The sequence below is a fragment of the Bacillus cereus genome, assembly GCF_002577405.1.
GTDB classification, from domain to species: Bacteria; Bacillota; Bacilli; order Bacillales; family Bacillaceae_G; genus Bacillus_A; species Bacillus_A cereus_AU.
Genome location: NZ_NULR01000013.1, coordinates 284,242 through 300,570, shown reverse-complemented (window position 1 = coordinate 300,570; position 16,329 = coordinate 284,242). Strand labels below are relative to the sequence as shown.

The window sequence follows — 16,329 nt, the reverse complement described above, 5'->3', positions numbered from 1 at the left end:
GTAAAAAAAGCCAAGGAGAAATCTCCTCAGCCTTTTTTATTACTTCGTTACGATACCGTGTACTAAAGTTGGTGCATCTACGTGTTCTTTAGAGATTTTCATGTTCTCATAAATTTTCGCTTTTACATCTTCAACATTTTCGCGGTTTGCGTAAATTGTAACTAGTGAGTCACCTTGTTTCACGCTATCGCCTACTTTTTTGCGAAGCATTAAACCAACTGCTAAATCAATTTCAGACTCTTTCGTTGCACGTCCTGCTCCTAGAAGCATTGCTGCTGTTCCGATTTCATCTGCAACGATTTCTGATACATATCCGTCTTCTTTCGCTTCCACTTCAATTTTAAATTGTGCTTGTGGCAATTTAGAAGGATCATCAACAACAGATGCATCTCCGCCTTGTGCTGATAAGAACGTTTTAAATGATTCTAACGCTTTACCGTTGTTCATTACTTCAATTAGTTTTTCACGTGCATCTTCTAAAGATGAAGCTTGTCCAGCAAGGTATACCATTTGACTTCCAAGCGTTAAACATAACTCTTCTAAATCTTTCGGTCCTTTACCTTGTAATGTATCAATTGCTTCTTGTACTTCTAATGCGTTACCAATTGCTTCACCAAGCGGCTGACTCATATCAGAAATAACTGCCATCGTATTACGACCAACATTATTACCGATGCGTACCATTGCTTCTGCTAAACGTTTTGCATCTTCATCCGTTTTCATAAATGCGCCTGCTCCAGTTTTTACATCAAGAACAATTGCATCTGCACCAGCAGCAATTTTCTTACTCATAATCGAGCTTGCAATAAGCGGAATTGAGTTTACTGTTGCTGTTACATCACGAAGTGCATATAACTTTTTATCAGCAGGTGTTAAGTTTCCACTTTGGCCGATAACAGCAATTTTATTTTCATTAACAAGACGCATGAATTCATCATTTTCAATTTCCACATGGAATCCTGGAACTGCTTCTAATTTATCAATTGTACCACCAGTATGTCCTAAACCACGTCCAGACATTTTTGCAACTGGTACACCTAAAGCAGCTACTAATGGACCTAATACAAGTGTCGTTGTATCACCAACACCACCTGTTGAATGCTTATCTACTTTTACCCCTTCAATAGCTGATAAATCGATTGTATCACCGCTATTTACCATTGCCATCGTTAAATCAGCACGTTCTTGATCGTTCATATCTTGGAAGAAAATTGCCATTGCAAGTGAACTTACTTGATAATCAGGAATATCACCATTTGTATATCCTTCAACGATAAAGTTGATTTCTTCTGTCGTTAATGCATGTCCATCACGTTTTTTTGCAATTAGGTCCACCATTCTCATTGTGAAGTCACCCCTTCATTTGTTTTACAATTGCTTTTACTAATGCTAAGAAATTAGCTTTAACACGTTCTGTCGTTTCAATTACTTCATCGTGGTGAAGTGGCTGATCTAAAATACCAGCTGCCATATTTGAAATACAAGAAATACCTAGTACTTTCATACCTGCATGACGAGCTACAATTACTTCAGGTACTGTTGACATACCAACTGCATCTCCGCCAATTGTACGAATCATACGAATTTCAGCAGGTGTTTCATATACAGGACCTGTCATTCCAACGTATACACCTTCTTGTACTTTAATATTTAAATCTGCTGCAACTTGTTTCGCCATTTCGCGAAGTTCTGTCGTATATGATGTAGACATATCAGGGAAACGTACACCCATTTCAGAATCATTTGGTCCGATTAATGGATTTGTACCCATGAAGTTGATGTGATCTGAAATTAACATAAGATCACCTGGTTCGAATGATGTATTTACACCACCAGCTGCGTTCGTTACAACAACTGTTTCTACACCTAGTTCTTTCATAACACGAACTGGGAATGTTACTTTTTGCATATCGTATCCTTCATAGAAATGGAAACGTCCTTGCATTGCTACGACTGTTACACCTTGAAGTGTACCGAATACTAGTTGACCTGCATGGCCTTCTACAGTTGATACTGGGAATTCAGGGATTTCACTATAAGGTACTGTTACTGCATTCTCGATTTCATCTGCTAATACACCTAGTCCAGATCCAAGGATTAGTCCTACTTGTGGTGTCTCTTGAAATTTCTCTTTTAAGTATGAAGCTGATTTTGTAATAAGTTCACGATTCATTTGTTTATCCCCCTATTTCTTTAGCTCGTTTAAGAAGCTTGTTCCGTATTCTGGCATGTTCACACCGAAGTTTTCTGCTACTGTTGCACCAATATCAGCAAATGTTTGACGAATTGATAATTCTTGTCCGCCTTCTTTCATGCTTGGGCTATATGCTAATAACGGTACATATTCACGTGTATGATCAGTACCAGGATGTACTGGATCATTACCGTGGTCCGCTGTAATTAATAATAAATCATCTTCTTTTAGTTTTTCGAATACTTCAGGAAGACGTGCATCATATTCTTGCAGAGCTTCTCCATATCCTTGTGGATCACGGCGGTGGCCAAATAATGCATCAAAGTCAACTAAGTTTAAGAAGCTAAGACCTGTAAAGTCCATGTTTAATGTATCTACAAGTTTATCCATTCCATCCATATTAGACTTCGTACGAAGTGATTCCGTTACCCCTTCACCATCATATATGTCAGAAATTTTACCGATAGCAATTACATCATAGTCACTATCTTTTAATTCATTCATTACTGTGCGGCCAAATGGCTTTAACGCATAGTCATGACGATTTGGTGTACGTGTGAATTTACCTGGTTCTCCAACGAACGGACGAGCAATAACACGTCCTACCATGTACTTCTCATCTAACGTTAATTCACGGGCAATTTTACAAATTTTATATAACTCATCAAGTGGCACTACTTCTTCGTGTGCTGCAATTTGTAATACGCTATCTGCAGAAGTGTAAACGATTAAAGAGCCTGTTTCCATTTGCTCTTGACCAAGCTCATCAAGAATTTCAGTTCCAGAAGCTGGCTTATTACCGATAATTTTACGGCCTGTTTTTTCTTCTAATTCATCAAGTAATTCTTTCGGGAACCCTTCAGGAAACACTTGGAATGGTGTATCAATGTAAAGACCCATGATTTCCCAGTGGCCAGTCATTGTATCTTTACCAGTAGATTTTTCTTGCATTTTTGTATAATATCCAAGTGGCTTTTCTACTTTTGAAATACCCTTCATTTCGCGAATGTTACCAAGACCTAATTTCACCATGTTTGGCATTTGTAATCCATTCATATGTTCAGCAATATGACCAATTGTATCAGAACCTAAATCACCAAATTGTTCAGCATCCGGTGCTTCACCAATTCCCACTGAGTCCATTACGACTAAGAATATACGTTTATATTTATTCATAACTGCGACCTCCTATAAGTTCCGTTCTACTTCTTGTAGTATGTTCAAAACGCTATAAAGTGAAACTGTTATCCATAAGAATTATCTTTCGTTCTCATTGTCAAACAGTGCTTCTTTAAATCATTCTCTAACCTATTTCGGTTTAATTTAAACGGCTCAAAAACATTTCTAGTTTTTTCTAAGTCAGATGTCAGACATCTGATATTGATATCATAACATGTTTACGCTTTCTTTTTAATACATTTTCATAGAATTTCTCATTTTCTTCACACTTCTATTGTAATCCATTATGCAAAGAAGTGCTAATTATTTTGTGACTTATTTCTTAATACAAAATAAAAAGCAGCTCTAAAGAGCTACTTTTTATTTTACTTCTACTGTTTCTTCTTTATGTTCATGCAGTTCGCCTTTTCTTACATGCACTTTCACTTTATAAGCACCATTCTCTTTGAAAGTATATTTACTTTCATATTCCCCTTTATTCCCCTCTTTTGCTGGAATAAATTCATGCTTTTCAACGCCGTCTTTCCAAATTTCAAGTTGTACTTCAGCACCAGTTAATGCCTCTTCTTTTTGCTTTAAATGAACTTTCATTGTTGACTCAGCATTTGCTTTAATATCACCAGCCATTAGATGAATCATTGTGTCACTTTTATGTTCGCCATGTCCTGCACCGTGATCGCCATTTTCTTTCTTCGCATCTTCAACTTTTGCATTTCCCACAGCGATTTTCACTTCTGGCATAACGTGCATTTCACGCGCATTTGTATGAGCAATAATATGATATACTCCGTCCGTCTCGAAAGTTTTCTCTACAGCATAAACACCTTTCCCTTTATGCTTACCTTCTAACATCTCGTGCTTTTCATCGCCAGCTTTCCAAATTTCAAACTTTACATCATCAGCGTCTGTTACTTTTTCTTTTCCTTGTGTAACAAGTGCTTGTACTTCTGTTTTTTCACCTGGTTTAATTTCTTTCGGATTTGTTTGAACTGCTACTTTTACAGCTTCAAGTTTCTGTTCTTTTTTCGGTTCTTCTTTGTTTGTATTACAGCCAGCCAACGCTAGCATCGCGATAAATAAAGTCATAATAAGTTTTTTCATCATCATTTCCTCCTTCATACTATATTTAGTATAGAGGAAACACATTGTAATATTCCAGTCTTCCGCTGAAAACAATATACGAAATGTTTGTGAAGTTTTTGTGAAGCGTTTTCCCTTTTGAATCTATGAAAAAAAGAGCATAGGCACTATGCTCTCGGATGAAACTGCTTATATACATCTTTTAATCTAGTTTTTGAAACGTGCGTATAAATTTGCGTCGTCGAAATATCTGCATGTCCAAGCATTTCTTGTACAGCACGTAAATCTGCCCCATTTTCTAATAAATGCGTAGCAAAAGAGTGACGCAACGTATGAGGTGTAAGCTCTTTTTCAATATTCGCTTCTTTCGCTAAGCGTTTTAAAATTTTCCAAAACCCTTGTCTTGATAATCGATTACCATGATGGTTTAAAAAGAGTGCATCTACTACTTTTTTTCCCATCAATTCTCTTCTTCCTTTTTCAATATACTTTTGAATCGCTTCCGTCGCTAAACTTCCTAACGGAATAATTCTTTCTTTATTCCCTTTCCCTATGCAACGAACAAATCCCATCGTTAAATGTACATCTTCTAAATTTAATGCGATTAATTCTGAGACACGAAGCCCTGTCGCATACAATAACTCCAGCATCGCCTTATCACGAACCCCAAAAGCACTCGTCATTTTTGGTGTCTGAAGTAACGCCTCTACTTCATCAACTGATAATACTTTCGGTAATTTCCGTTCCCCTTGCGGCGTTTCAATATGTACTGATGGATCGTGCTCTACCACTCGTTCACGAAGTAAAAATTGGTGGAACGAACGAATCGACGCAATATGACGTGCTAATGTTTTCGAAGATTTCCCGTTTTCTTTTAAGTGCTGCAGAAAGTTAACAATGTGTAAGCGTGTCACTTCATGAAAGGTTTTTGTCTGTTCTACATTTTGCAAATACTTTACATAACTTTTCAAATCACGTTCATAAGATACTACTGTATTTTTCGCTAATCCTTTTTCGACAACCATATAATGAATAAAATCTTTTAATTGATCTTCCAATCTACACTACTCCCCATTTTCATAGAAAAACATCATTCTATTTACGAAAGCATCCTTTGCCGGTTCTTCATTCCCTGATACTTTTTCTACAGTCTCTTCTTTTGGCTTTTCATAACGATGATAGCTTTCATATTCTTCATTTATCCATAGTATAGCGAAATAAAACAAAATCGTACAACTTGTAAATAATAAAAATACTTTTATTCCATCAAAAGTTATTTTTAAAGCTCGGCGCATTGTAAATTCCTCCAAAATATAAGTTATTACAACATATGCCAAGCTTTCACCAATTTATACCTTATTCAAATAAAAAACCTCTTCCTAGATAAATAGGAAAAGGTTATTTTTCATCCGTTTCATTTTCTTGACAATTTTTACAAATCCCATGGAATGTTAAACGATGATCTTTCACCTTAAAGCTCCAGTCTCGTTCTACTTTCCTCTCCACTTCACCAAGTAAATCTTCTTGTATTTCTTGTACAGCACCACATTGTGTACAAATCAAATGATGGTGAAAACGCTGCGCACCTTCTTGGCGTAAGTCATAGCGTGAAACACCGTCTCCGAAGTTAATCTTATCGACAACTTTTAACTCAGATAATAGTTCTAAAGTTCGATAGACGGTTGCTAATCCGATCTCTGGCGACTTTTCTTTTACAAGGAGGTAAACATCTTCTGCGCTTAAATGATCTTCTTCATTTTCTAGCAGCACACGAACTGTTGCTTCACGTTGCGGTGTTAATTTATAGCTCGCTGCATGCAATTGCTTCTTAATTCGTTCAATTCTTTCTTCCATTCGGTACTACTCCCTCCTCGCCACTCTTACACCATTATATCAGAAGAAGGGCTTCTGTCAAAAGAAAAACAATAAAAACAAATTGATAATTATTCTCAAAAAGTATTTATTTTTTATTAATAGTTTCAACGACTTCTTTCATTAAAACTGGCGATGCATAAGCCTCTACACTAGAAGCGAGCGCTAACACCGCTCCAATCACAAGAAAGAAGCATGTGTAGCGAATTAATAACGGTAATAGTGGTTCGGTTATTTTCCGGATAAATTGATGCCTAATCATGCGTAAGGAAAAACTTGCAGCAATTGTTGTCATAACGAGAAATACTGGAATTATAATTAGGTTTTGTGGCAATACAGATACAAATGCTAATAATAATCCGTTCCATCCGTGCTGACTTACTAAAAAGCCTACTGTAAAACCAACAACAACTCCTTTTACAAATAATAAAATAAAAATGAGTGGCAATCCAATAATTGAAATCCCTAAAATCCAAATAAATCCAATGTATTTTAACTGCGAAAAGTAACTTTCTCGAAACATTTCGCCCGCGATAGCAAATTCTCCTTTAGAAACTTGTCCAAAAAAACGCTGTAAATAAAAAGATAAATCTTGTTTTTGATTTATTTGTAAACTATTCACAAGGATAGCTCCAAATATTACTCCCATCAATAATAAAACAGCGTTAAATATATATAATGAAGAGTTTTCCTGTATATGAGACATTACACGGTCTTGCCAAGTTTTTCTCCACATTTTTCTTCCCTCCGTTCACACTATTACTAAAAATGTATGAAAGAAAGAAAAAAAGTATGACGAATTAACATTGAAATTCCGCTCTACTTTGCTAAACTAAAAGGTAGAGAATAGGAGGGATTTCTCTTGAAACCATTATTATTAGATTTTCCAACATTATTTCAAACTGAACGCTTACAAGTTCGTAAACCGTTTCCAGGTGATGGTGCCGAAGTGTATGAAGCAATCCAAGCTTCTCTAGAAGACTTAGTACCGTGGATACCAATTAACGCTGAAACAGAAGAGAGTGCTGAAGAAATTGTTCGTAACGCTCATGGACAGTTTTTACTTCGTGAAACACTTGATTTTCACTTATACGATAAAGTATCTGGTACATTCATCGGAGCTATTACGCTCAAGCCTGAAAACTGGGATATTCCAAAGTTTTCACTTCACTTCTGGCTACATAGCGCTTATACAAAACAAGGCTATATGACCGAAGCTGTTAAAGGAGCGATTCAATTTGCCTTTGATAAGCTAGGTGCTAGAAGAATTGAAATTCGTACTGATGCAACAAATGCAAATGCATGTAACTTAGCAGAACGTTTAGAATTTATTTTAGAAGGTACAATGGAAAATGATTTCCTAGCGCCAGATGGTAGCTTACGTGATGCACGTGTATACGCAAAAATCAATTAAAAAACACTCGCCTTTGGCGAGTGTTTATTTTTGTAATTGTAAATATTGTACTGCAAACATCGTCTTCGCATCATGAATACGAAGATCTTTCATAAGTGTAATCGCTTCTTCTAATGATACTTCCATTAATTCCACAAACTCATCTTCATCTAAAGCCGCTTTGTTTTCTTTTTTCGTCAAACCTGTCGCTTTATATACATATAAAATTTCATCTGCGAACCCTGGAGATGTATAGAAAGAAGTAATGAGCTCCATATTTTCACATACATACCCTGTTTCCTCTTCTAATTCACGAACTGCTGTCATCTCAGGTTTTTCACCAGGTTCTAGCTTACCAGCCGGAATTTCTATAATTGCCTTTTCAAGCGCTTTACGATACTGCTCAACAAGCACAATTTTCCCCTCATCAGTAATAGCAATAATAGCAACTGCACCAGGATGATTTACAATTTCACGTTTACTCATTTCTCCATTTGGTAATACTACATCATCAACACGAACTTTTATAACTCTACCATCAAAAATCGGCTCAGTTTTTACTGTTCTCTCTGCAAGATTGCTCATACTACTTCATCTCCCTGTTCTATTTCCTATTCTTTCTTCATACATTTTACCACATTGAAAGGAGCGTGATAGAAATGAAAGTTTATATTTTACCAAATCGCGTCACTTTAGTCGGCAAAGCATGGCAAATTCGCCATAAGCTAAAACAATATGGCAAAGAGTATACAACCGTACAAGAGTGGATTACAGCAAATAAAAAGTAAACGTTTGTCAACCTCTTTTCCCTCTCGTACAATAAAGGTAAGGAGGTTGACCTATGAAAAAACGTCAATTAGGAAACTCAGATTTGTTTGTTACAGAAATGGGCCTTGGCTGTATGTCTCTCGGTACATCTGAAGCTGAAGCTATGCGTATTATCGATGAGGCAATCGATTTAGGTATTAACTTTTTTGATACAGCAGATTTATACGATTATGGATTAAATGAAGAATTTGTTGGAAAAGCCTTAAAGGGAAAACGGGACCAAATTGTTCTTACAACTAAGGTTGGAAATCGATGGACAGAAGAAAAAAATGGCTGGTCTTGGGATCCTTCTAAAGCTTACATAAAGGCTGAAGTAAAAGAAAGTTTGCGTAGACTTCAAACAGATTATATTGATCTTTATCAACTACATGGCGGGATGATTGAAGACCCTATAGATGAAACAATTGAAGCTTTTGAAGAATTAAAAAAAGAAGGTATCATTCGCTATTACGGTATCTCTTCTATACGTCCAAATGTCATCCGTGAGTATGCAAAACGATCTAATATCGTTAGTGTTTTAATGGAGTACAGCCTTTTAAATCGTCGTCCTGAAGAATGGTTCCCGATGCTTAATGAGCATCAAATTAGCGTTATTGCTCGCGGACCACTTGCGAAAGGCATTTTAACTGACAACAATGCAAGAAAGATAGAACGAGTAAAAGAAAAAGATTACCTCTCTTATTCTTACGATGAATTAAATACAACACTCGAGAGTGTAAAAAAAGTTATCGGAGAAAACTCTTTAACAGAAACAGCTATTCAATATTGCTTACATAACGAAACTGTTGCAGCTGTTATACCTGGTGCAAGCTCTATTCAACAACTACAGGCAAACGTACGAGCTAGCCAACAGTCGCCTTTAACAAAAGAAAAGTACGTACAGCTTCAAAAAATCGCCAAATATGATTCATATGCTTTGCATCGTTAAAAATATCGATTTACCGATAAAACAGAAGACTGCCCCGACATTAGGAGGCAGTCCTTTTTTATAACGTATCATATTTATCAGGATTCGTTCCTACATGTAAATTACGATTTAACGTATTAATTTGATCCATCTCTTCTTCAGTTAATGAGAAATCAAAAATAGTAAAATTCTCCTGAATGCGAGATGGTGTAACAGATTTAGGAATTGTAACAATTCCACTTTGAATATCCCATCTTAATATAACTTGCGCAGGTGTTTTTTCATATTTATTAGCAATCGTTTGAATGATTGGGTGCTGGAACACTTCGCCGCCTCTCATTAATGGACTCCATGCTTCCATTTGAATTTGCTCACTTTGACAGAAATTACGCAATTCAAATTGCGCTAACATTGGATGAAGTTCCACTTGGTTTACCATCGGCTTTACTTTGCAATTTGGTAATAACAGCTCTAAATGATGTTTATGAAAATTAGAAACACCGATCGCTCGCACTTTACCTTCTTCGTATAATTTTTCTAAAGCACGGTACGTATCAACATACTTCCCTCTAATTGGCCAGTGGATTAAGTATAAATCTACATAGTCCATTTGTAATTTTTTCAAACTTTTTTCAAACGCCTCGAGCGTCTCTTCATATCCTTGATCGTCGTTCCAAACTTTTGTCGTAATAAATATGTCTTCTCTTGGAATTCCTGATTCACGAATCGCTTCTCCGACACCGCTTTCATTTTCATATACAGTTGCTGTATCAATTGAACGGTATCCAACTTCTAACGCTGTTTTTACTGCCTGTTTTACTTCGTCGCCTTCTTTCGCTTTATAAACACCTAGACCAATCATTGGCATTTTCACACCATTATGAAGTGTAATTGTTGGAATATGCACAGTCGTCTCCCTTTCATTCTTACATTTTTATAAACCACAACTTTATTTCAACAATATTCATCCAAAAAGTCAAAACATACGTACAGTTTACATAATAATTTTATACCCTTTTAAAAAGTAACATGAATTCAGTCGTTCACGTTACTTTCTATCCATTCTTTCGCTTTTTCATCCACATTACGTACAAACTCATTTTTCCCTTCTGTATACAACGTGCCATCATATGTATATTTTTCAGCTAGTTCTTTCTTTAAAGTCGCATACGCCTCTGCTTCTTCACAATGAGCCATCATATAATCACGAAATGCTAAATGCCTTGTAATCTCAGGGTTTCCTTTTTCAAATACATGCAAATGATACGAGCGTTTCTCCTCAGTTCCATGAATAAAAAAACGACGGCCTGAAATACCATTTTCCCCTTTCACAATGTAACCAAGCTCATCAAACTTTTCATTCCAATGATCTACTCTTTCAATATTATCTACTTCCATTATCATATCAATGATAGGCTTTGCCGCAAGCCCCGGCACTGACGTACTGCCAATATGATGGATTTTCACCGTTTCTGGCATCGCTGATTTTAATCTTTCGGACTCCATTTGAAATTTTTCACCCCAATGATTTTCATGCGGAACGACTACAATTTTTCTCATTTAAACTCCCCTTTTCTTACAAGCTCGTCAAAAAAATGATCAGCGGTATTTCACTGATCATTTTCGTTATTATTTAAAGTCTTTCCAAGTAAGATTACTTTCACTTAACAGTTCTTCAAATGATTTATTCTTTTCACGCTCTTTTTGTTCCTGACGCTTTCTTTCCAGTTCTGCTGCCTCTTTTTTCTCTTCTCTCACTTGCAACTCTTTCTTCTTATTCTTTAATTGCTGCATGAGTGAATCATTTAATTGATCAGCTAATGTAAGCGATTCTTCCTTTGGTTGATTCACTTGCGATTGTCTTTGCATTTGTCTTTGTTTCTTTTTCTTCATGCTGCTCACCTTTTACTTTTTTCTCCATTATAGAGGATACATGATGGAATCGACAATAAAAAAGGTTCCTTACTCTATTATTCCTTTTTTGTAAATATGTTAATTTTTCGAAAAAACTAAATTTTTGTATAGATATAATCCTATGAATCTATTAAAATTATGTCGTATGATGTCAGATTATAAAAAAAGGAGAAATGAATCATGTGGAAAAAAATTATTCCTGCTGTTGCTGTTTTAAGCACTATTACCTTTTCAAGCGTATTCGCCGCTCCCCCATCTCAGACTCCAGCTGAACAAAACCGCTACATAGACGTACAGATGCTTGGTATTAATGATTTTCATGGACAACTAGATACTGTAAAAAAAATTAATAACAAAGAAGCTGGTGGTGCTGATTACTTAGCCACTTATTTAAAAGAACGTAAAAAACAAAACCCTAACACCCTTCTCGTGCATGCTGGCGATGTCGTCGGAGCTAGTCCACCAGTTTCAGCATTGTTACAAGATGAACCGACTATTGAATTTTTAAATGACTTAAAATTTGATGTTGGTACAATTGGAAACCATGAATTTGATGAAGGCATCGATGAAATGAAACGCCTCATTTATGGTGGCTATCACGAAAAAACAGGGAATTTCAAAGGTGCTAACTTCCCTTATGTCGCTGCAAACTTCTATAACAAATCAACTGGTCGCTTATTTTTACCACCATTTACTGTAAAAATGGTAAATGGTGTTCCTGTAGGATTCATTGGCGTTGTTACAACTGATACACCCAATGTCGTTATGCCTACTATGCTTAAAAATGTACAGATCACTGACGAAGTGGAAGCAATTAATAAATCAGCGCAACAATTAAAACGTCTCGGCGTTAAATCCATCGTTGTCCTTGCTCATGTCGGCGGAACAACTGATGAGTCTGGTATAACAAATGGCGACCTTAACCGAATTGCAAATGAAACAGATCCAGAAGTTGATGTTATTTTCGGTGGGCATAGTCATACGTATGTAAACGGTACAGTAAATAATAAACTAATTGTCCAAGCGAACTCTTACGGAATGGCTTTCTCTGATGTAGATGTAACGATTGATAGAAAAACAAAAGATATTGTGAAGAAAAAAGCTGAAGTTATTACAACATACCATGAAGGTGTAGAACCTGATAAACAAGTAAAACAAAAGTTAGATCAATATAAAGAAAAAATTGCACCACTTGTAAATGAAGTTGTTGGAAAATCTACAGCACCTATCGATCGTAAGCAAAATGATGCTGGTGAATCTACTCTTGGAAATGTAATTGCCGATGCCCAGCGCCAAACGATGCAAGCTCAAATCGCACTTATGAATCCTGGTGGCATTCGTAATGACTTAGATGCTGGTGATATTACATGGGGCGAATTGTACGGCATTCAGCCTTTTGGAAATCAATTGATTAAAGTAGATTTAACAGGTCAAGATATTCGCGATATTTTAAATCAACAATGGCAAAAAGGAACAACAAGAATGCTTCAAATTTCAGGTATTCAATATACTTGGGATGCAAGCAAACCAAACGGTGAAAAGGTTACGAATATACGCTTAACAAATGGAGAAGAATTATCCCCATCTAAAACGTATAGTGTAGTTGCAAATGCTTTCTTAGCTTCTGGCGGTGACGGATTCGTATCATTTAAAAATGGGAAAAATGCAGAAACTGGTCCGAACGACTTTGAAGCGCTAGTCGATTATGTAAAACAATTAAAAGAACCAATTCAGCCAGTTATTGATGGAAGAATTCAAAAAGTAAATTAAGTATTTTCCTAACAATCGATCCATATTTTTTCATTATAAGGAATATATACTTATCACTTTGTATTATCCGTAATATACATGAAACCTAAAAAGGATACTCGTTCTTACAATGAACATAGTATCCTTTTCTTTAGTTATCAAAATGTGATGTTTCGTTAAAATCATATTGTTGTAAAAATTGCTGCAGTGCCTCTTCGACAAGTTTAGATTTTTGAACTCCTTTCGATTCTGATATAACATCTAATCTTGCTAATACTTCTTTATTAATAGAAAAGGTTCGTTTCTTTTTCTCTGTACTTTTACTCATAATTGGTGCACTTACTTCTTCTCTTTTTCTTAGTAATTCATAAATACTTTGTAATTGCTCATAAATTAATAATTGATAATCTGTTTTCTCATGTTGAAGGGCGGTCGCTTCTTGGAGTTGTAAGTGACGTGGTTCTTCTCCATCTCCTACAAAAATACGTTTCTTCTGCTCTCCGTCATATTCATATCCAATTAATCTTAATTTCTTCGATAGTGTATATGGACTTATTTCAAGGCGTTTCGCTATAATAGCGATTGATTCACGTCTATTTAAACAATCTATAATTTCTCCAATCGTCACAATTTCCCCTCCTCCCATGTTGAAATGACACTAGTATGGTATGTTACAATGATTTTCTAACAGTATATGCAAAATAAATAGCCTGTGCGATTCATACGATTTCAGAAAAGGAGGTTTTCAATATGCTTTTTCGTAGCTATACCCCACAGTTCTATAATGAAAATAAACAACTCATTCCTAATAGTATCGCTACGATGGAAAGCGTTATGATTAATAATCGAAAACAATCTCTCCTTATGCGCGGGCAAAACATAGAACAACCTATTTTATTATGCTGTCACGGCGGACCTGGCATGGCACAAATCGGATTTATTCGCCATTTTCAACAAGAATTAGAGAAACACTTTATCGTTATTAATTGGGATCAACGCGGGGCAGGTAAATCCTTTTCAATGAAAGATTTCGGGGCAAATTTTACAATCGAACAATTCGTTTCCGATGCACAAGAAGTTATTCAGTATGTACTTAAAAGGTTCAACAAACAAAAACTATTTCTCGCTGGTCATTCTTGGGGAAGTATTATCGGACTTAACATAGCACATCAATATCCAAAGTATATCGAGGCTTACATTGGTATTGGGCAGATTGTACATATGAAGCAAAACGAAGAATTGCTATATCAACATTTAATTAATTCTGCAAAAAAGCATGATCATAAAAAAGCATTAGCTTCTCTTTTAAAATTAGGTAAACCACCATTTTTAGATACGAGACGTCTCATTATTCAAAGAAAGTGGCTTGGCACATTCGGAGGAGCAATCCAAAACGGATCTTCCTTTTCTTTCATACGAAAAGGTTTTTTTTCTCCTGAATACACGCTATTAGATTGGTTCAAGTTTCTCGCAGGAAACTTGAAATCTGGCGTTTTATGGGAAGAAATGCTAACAATCGATTTCTTTTCGTCCATTTCAAGTTTATCTATTCCTGTTTACTTTTGTTCTGGTCGCTATGATTATCAAACTCCTTATGCACTCGTTCAAGAATATTGCGATGTTATTGAAGCACCCATAAAAAAAATGATTTGGTTCCCAAATTCAGCACATTCTCCTGATTTAGAAGAACCAGAACTATTTGCTAATTCTTTACAATCCATCAAACAAGAGCTATCTTTTCAACATTAAATACAAAAGGCTCTTTTACATTTCATAGAAAACATTTTATAATAATATGTCGCAAGTATGTATAAATATAGCAAACTGCTTCATATTTACTTGCCTTAACAGAATAAAAATTAGGGAGATTATATCTATTATGAACGCTGTACTCGTCGCAGTAGCAGTCATGCTATCGCTTAGTTTGTTACGTGTCCAAGTCATTGTCGCCATCATTATTGGAGCTCTAACAGGCGGACTTATCGGCGGACTCGGTATTTCAGAAACAATTAACACTTTTACAACTGGTCTCGGAAACAGTGCCCCAATCGCATTAAGCTATGCAATGCTTGGCGGTTTCGCTATTTCTCTTTCTAAAACAGGACTTCCAGATGCCATGATTCAAACCGCATTAAAATGGGTCAGCAACGAACAAGACACAAAAAAACAAGTTTATTCTAAAATACTTATTTTATTCATCATTTTAACAATGGCTTGTTTCTCACAAAATGTTATCCCTGTTCATATCGCTTTCATCCCAATCTTAATTCCAGCACTTTTAAAAGTATTAAACGAGCTGAAAGTGGATCGCAGACTTGTTACATGTATTATTACATTCGGGTTAATTACACCTTATATGTGGATCCCTGCAGGATTCGGAAAAATTTATCATGACGTATTGCAAACAAATGCTGCCCAAAGCGGTCTTACATTTGATGTCGCGCTTATCCCAAAAGCGATGACTATTCCGGCAATCGGTATGATTATCGGATTATGTGTAGCCGTATTCATTACGTACCGAAAACCTCGTACGTATGAAACAGAACAAATCCATACTGCCGAAAATGAAATCGTTCCCTATACAAAGCGAAGTATTACTTTCGGATTATTATCTATCATAGCTACATTAACAGTTCAATTAGCAACAGAATCAATGATTTTCGGTGCTTTAGCGGGGATTATTGTCTTATCAATTAGTGGTAGTCTCCCTCTTAAAGAAGCAGATGCAATATTAACAAGTGGAATGCGTATGATGTCCTTTATCGGATTTGTTATGATTTCTGCCGCTGGATTTAGCGCCGTTCTTCGAAAAACAGGACATGTTGAATCACTTGTGCAAACGAGTGCACATATAATCGGAAATAACAAACCACTTGCTGCTTTTCTTATGCTCGTTATTGGGCTTCTCATTACGATGGGAATCGGTTCATCTTTTTCAACCATCCCTATCTTAACAACAATTTTTGTACCTCTTTGCATCCAGCTTGGATTTAGTCCAATGGCCACAATCTCAATTATCGGTACAGCAGGAGCGCTAGGGGATGCAGGATCTCCAGCATCTGATAGTACACTTGGACCAACATCAGGTTTAAACGCTGACGGTCAACACCATCATATATGGGATACATGTGTACCAACTTTTCTGCATTATAATATACCGTTACTTATATTTGGCTTTATTGCCGCAATTACATTGTAAAAGGTGCGTATAAA

At 36.0% G+C, this 16,329-nt stretch carries 19 protein-coding genes; 6 read left to right on the top strand and 13 right to left on the bottom strand.

Translation table 11 applies throughout. From position 1 onward, the window contains the following. Positions 1–39: 39 nt before the first annotated feature. The 8 genes from COC96_RS17460 to spoIIM form a co-directional block, all read right to left on the bottom strand. Positions 40–1,344: a pyrimidine-nucleoside phosphorylase gene (locus COC96_RS17460; protein WP_097902542.1), complete on the bottom strand. Its 1,305-nt coding sequence runs from the start codon at positions 1,342–1,344 to the stop codon at positions 40–42. Between the two features lie 7 nt (positions 1,345–1,351). After that, positions 1,352–2,173, bottom strand: coding sequence for a purine-nucleoside phosphorylase (locus COC96_RS17455; RefSeq protein WP_098267996.1), 822 nt, complete (start codon positions 2,171–2,173; stop codon positions 1,352–1,354). 12 nt (positions 2,174–2,185) lie between these two features. Next, positions 2,186–3,370, bottom strand: coding sequence for a phosphopentomutase (gene deoB / locus COC96_RS17450; RefSeq protein WP_098267997.1), 1,185 nt, complete (start codon positions 3,368–3,370; stop codon positions 2,186–2,188). 363 nt (positions 3,371–3,733) lie between these two features. Next, on the bottom strand, positions 3,734–4,477 hold the full coding sequence (locus COC96_RS17445; RefSeq protein ID WP_141535927.1) for a FixH family protein: 744 nt from the start codon (positions 4,475–4,477) through the stop codon (positions 3,734–3,736). Positions 4,478–4,620: 143 nt separating this feature from the next. Next, entirely contained in the window at positions 4,621–5,511 is an 891-nt protein-coding gene (xerD, locus tag COC96_RS17440) for a site-specific tyrosine recombinase XerD (protein ID WP_097902545.1), read from the bottom strand. A gap of 6 nt (positions 5,512–5,517) precedes the next feature. Next, positions 5,518–5,748 carry a YqzK family protein gene (locus COC96_RS17435; RefSeq protein WP_141436237.1) on the bottom strand — a complete coding sequence of 77 codons (231 nt, stop codon included), beginning with the start codon at positions 5,746–5,748 and terminating at the stop codon, positions 5,518–5,520. Positions 5,749–5,851: 103 nt separating this feature from the next. Next, entirely contained in the window at positions 5,852–6,307 is a 456-nt protein-coding gene (gene fur, locus COC96_RS17430; RefSeq protein WP_000392657.1) for a ferric iron uptake transcriptional regulator, read from the bottom strand. 106 nt (positions 6,308–6,413) lie between these two features. After that, the gene (gene spoIIM / locus COC96_RS17425; RefSeq protein WP_097902547.1) at positions 6,414–7,061 is read right to left on the bottom strand and encodes a stage II sporulation protein M; all 648 of its coding nucleotides are present in this window, start codon (positions 7,059–7,061) and stop codon (positions 6,414–6,416) included. A gap of 126 nt (positions 7,062–7,187) precedes the next feature. On the opposite strand from spoIIM, the gene COC96_RS17420 reads away from it, so the two are divergent. Continuing rightward, entirely contained in the window at positions 7,188–7,739 is a 552-nt protein-coding gene (locus tag COC96_RS17420; protein WP_097902548.1) for a GNAT family N-acetyltransferase, read from the top strand. Positions 7,740–7,763: 24 nt separating this feature from the next. Here COC96_RS17420 and COC96_RS17415 read toward each other — a convergent pair whose 3' ends face one another. After that, positions 7,764–8,303 (bottom strand): NUDIX hydrolase, encoded by a 540-nt coding sequence (locus COC96_RS17415; protein WP_098267999.1) that lies wholly within the window; start codon positions 8,301–8,303, stop codon positions 7,764–7,766. Between the two features lie 74 nt (positions 8,304–8,377). Between COC96_RS17415 and mciZ the strand changes: the two genes are divergently transcribed. Next, positions 8,378–8,506 carry a Z-ring formation inhibitor MciZ gene (mciZ, locus tag COC96_RS17410; RefSeq protein ID WP_000870295.1) on the top strand — a complete coding sequence of 43 codons (129 nt, stop codon included), beginning with the start codon at positions 8,378–8,380 and terminating at the stop codon, positions 8,504–8,506. Positions 8,507–8,559: 53 nt separating this feature from the next. Beyond that, positions 8,560–9,474, top strand: a complete 915-nt coding sequence (locus COC96_RS17405; protein ID WP_098268000.1) for an aldo/keto reductase — start codon at positions 8,560–8,562, stop codon at positions 9,472–9,474. 58 nt (positions 9,475–9,532) lie between these two features. On the opposite strand, the gene COC96_RS17400 is transcribed toward COC96_RS17405, so the two are convergent. The 3 genes from COC96_RS17400 to COC96_RS17390 form a co-directional block, all read right to left on the bottom strand. Then, a complete protein-coding gene (locus tag COC96_RS17400) occupies positions 9,533–10,360 on the bottom strand; it encodes an aldo/keto reductase (RefSeq protein ID WP_097902551.1) in 828 nt (275 codons plus the stop codon). A gap of 128 nt (positions 10,361–10,488) precedes the next feature. After that, positions 10,489–11,013: a GrpB family protein gene (locus COC96_RS17395; protein ID WP_098268001.1), complete on the bottom strand. Its 525-nt coding sequence runs from the start codon at positions 11,011–11,013 to the stop codon at positions 10,489–10,491. A 69-nt stretch (positions 11,014–11,082) separates the two neighbouring features. Next, positions 11,083–11,346: a YqkE family protein gene (locus COC96_RS17390; protein WP_141535928.1), complete on the bottom strand. Its 264-nt coding sequence runs from the start codon at positions 11,344–11,346 to the stop codon at positions 11,083–11,085. A gap of 201 nt (positions 11,347–11,547) precedes the next feature. On the opposite strand from COC96_RS17390, the gene COC96_RS17385 reads away from it, so the two are divergent. After that, positions 11,548–13,137 (top strand): bifunctional metallophosphatase/5'-nucleotidase, encoded by a 1,590-nt coding sequence (locus COC96_RS17385; protein ID WP_098268002.1) that lies wholly within the window; start codon positions 11,548–11,550, stop codon positions 13,135–13,137. 130 nt (positions 13,138–13,267) lie between these two features. On the opposite strand, the gene COC96_RS17380 is transcribed toward COC96_RS17385, so the two are convergent. Next, positions 13,268–13,744 carry a ribbon-helix-helix domain-containing protein gene (locus tag COC96_RS17380; protein ID WP_098268003.1) on the bottom strand — a complete coding sequence of 159 codons (477 nt, stop codon included), beginning with the start codon at positions 13,742–13,744 and terminating at the stop codon, positions 13,268–13,270. A 122-nt stretch (positions 13,745–13,866) separates the two neighbouring features. Between COC96_RS17380 and COC96_RS17375 the strand changes: the two genes are divergently transcribed. Both COC96_RS17375 and COC96_RS17370 read left to right on the top strand, forming a co-directional pair. After that, on the top strand, positions 13,867–14,865 hold the full coding sequence (locus COC96_RS17375) for an alpha/beta fold hydrolase (RefSeq protein WP_098268004.1): 999 nt from the start codon (positions 13,867–13,869) through the stop codon (positions 14,863–14,865). 130 nt (positions 14,866–14,995) lie between these two features. Next, the gene (locus COC96_RS17370; protein ID WP_098769100.1) at positions 14,996–16,315 is read left to right on the top strand and encodes a Na+/H+ antiporter family protein; all 1,320 of its coding nucleotides are present in this window, start codon (positions 14,996–14,998) and stop codon (positions 16,313–16,315) included. Positions 16,316–16,329: the final 14 nt, after the last annotated feature.

What these genes read in the sequence shown, in the direction of transcription:
- COC96_RS17460 (WP_097902542.1), bottom strand. Translation starts at nt 1,344, where the DNA reads ATGAGAATGGTGGACCTAATTGCAAAAAAACGTGATGGACATGCATTA.
- COC96_RS17455 (WP_098267996.1), bottom strand. Translation starts at nt 2,173, where the DNA reads ATGAATCGTGAACTTATTACAAAATCAGCTTCATACTTAAAAGAGAAA.
- deoB (WP_098267997.1), bottom strand. Translation starts at nt 3,370, where the DNA reads ATGAATAAATATAAACGTATATTCTTAGTCGTAATGGACTCAGTGGGA.
- COC96_RS17445 (WP_141535927.1), bottom strand. Translation starts at nt 4,477, where the DNA reads ATGATGAAAAAACTTATTATGACTTTATTTATCGCGATGCTAGCGTTG.
- COC96_RS17435 (WP_141436237.1), bottom strand. Translation starts at nt 5,748, where the DNA reads ATGCGCCGAGCTTTAAAAATAACTTTTGATGGAATAAAAGTATTTTTA.
- fur (WP_000392657.1), bottom strand. Translation starts at nt 6,307, where the DNA reads ATGGAAGAAAGAATTGAACGAATTAAGAAGCAATTGCATGCAGCGAGC.
- spoIIM (WP_097902547.1), bottom strand. Translation starts at nt 7,061, where the DNA reads ATGTGGAGAAAAACTTGGCAAGACCGTGTAATGTCTCATATACAGGAA.
- COC96_RS17415 (WP_098267999.1), bottom strand. Translation starts at nt 8,303, where the DNA reads ATGAGCAATCTTGCAGAGAGAACAGTAAAAACTGAGCCGATTTTTGAT.
- mciZ (WP_000870295.1), top strand. Translation starts at nt 8,378, where the DNA reads ATGAAAGTTTATATTTTACCAAATCGCGTCACTTTAGTCGGCAAAGCA.
- COC96_RS17405 (WP_098268000.1), top strand. Translation starts at nt 8,560, where the DNA reads ATGAAAAAACGTCAATTAGGAAACTCAGATTTGTTTGTTACAGAAATG.
- COC96_RS17395 (WP_098268001.1), bottom strand. Translation starts at nt 11,013, where the DNA reads ATGAGAAAAATTGTAGTCGTTCCGCATGAAAATCATTGGGGTGAAAAA.
- COC96_RS17390 (WP_141535928.1), bottom strand. Translation starts at nt 11,346, where the DNA reads ATGAAGAAAAAGAAACAAAGACAAATGCAAAGACAATCGCAAGTGAAT.
- COC96_RS17385 (WP_098268002.1), top strand. Translation starts at nt 11,548, where the DNA reads ATGTGGAAAAAAATTATTCCTGCTGTTGCTGTTTTAAGCACTATTACC.
- COC96_RS17375 (WP_098268004.1), top strand. Translation starts at nt 13,867, where the DNA reads ATGCTTTTTCGTAGCTATACCCCACAGTTCTATAATGAAAATAAACAA.
- COC96_RS17370 (WP_098769100.1), top strand. Translation starts at nt 14,996, where the DNA reads ATGAACGCTGTACTCGTCGCAGTAGCAGTCATGCTATCGCTTAGTTTG.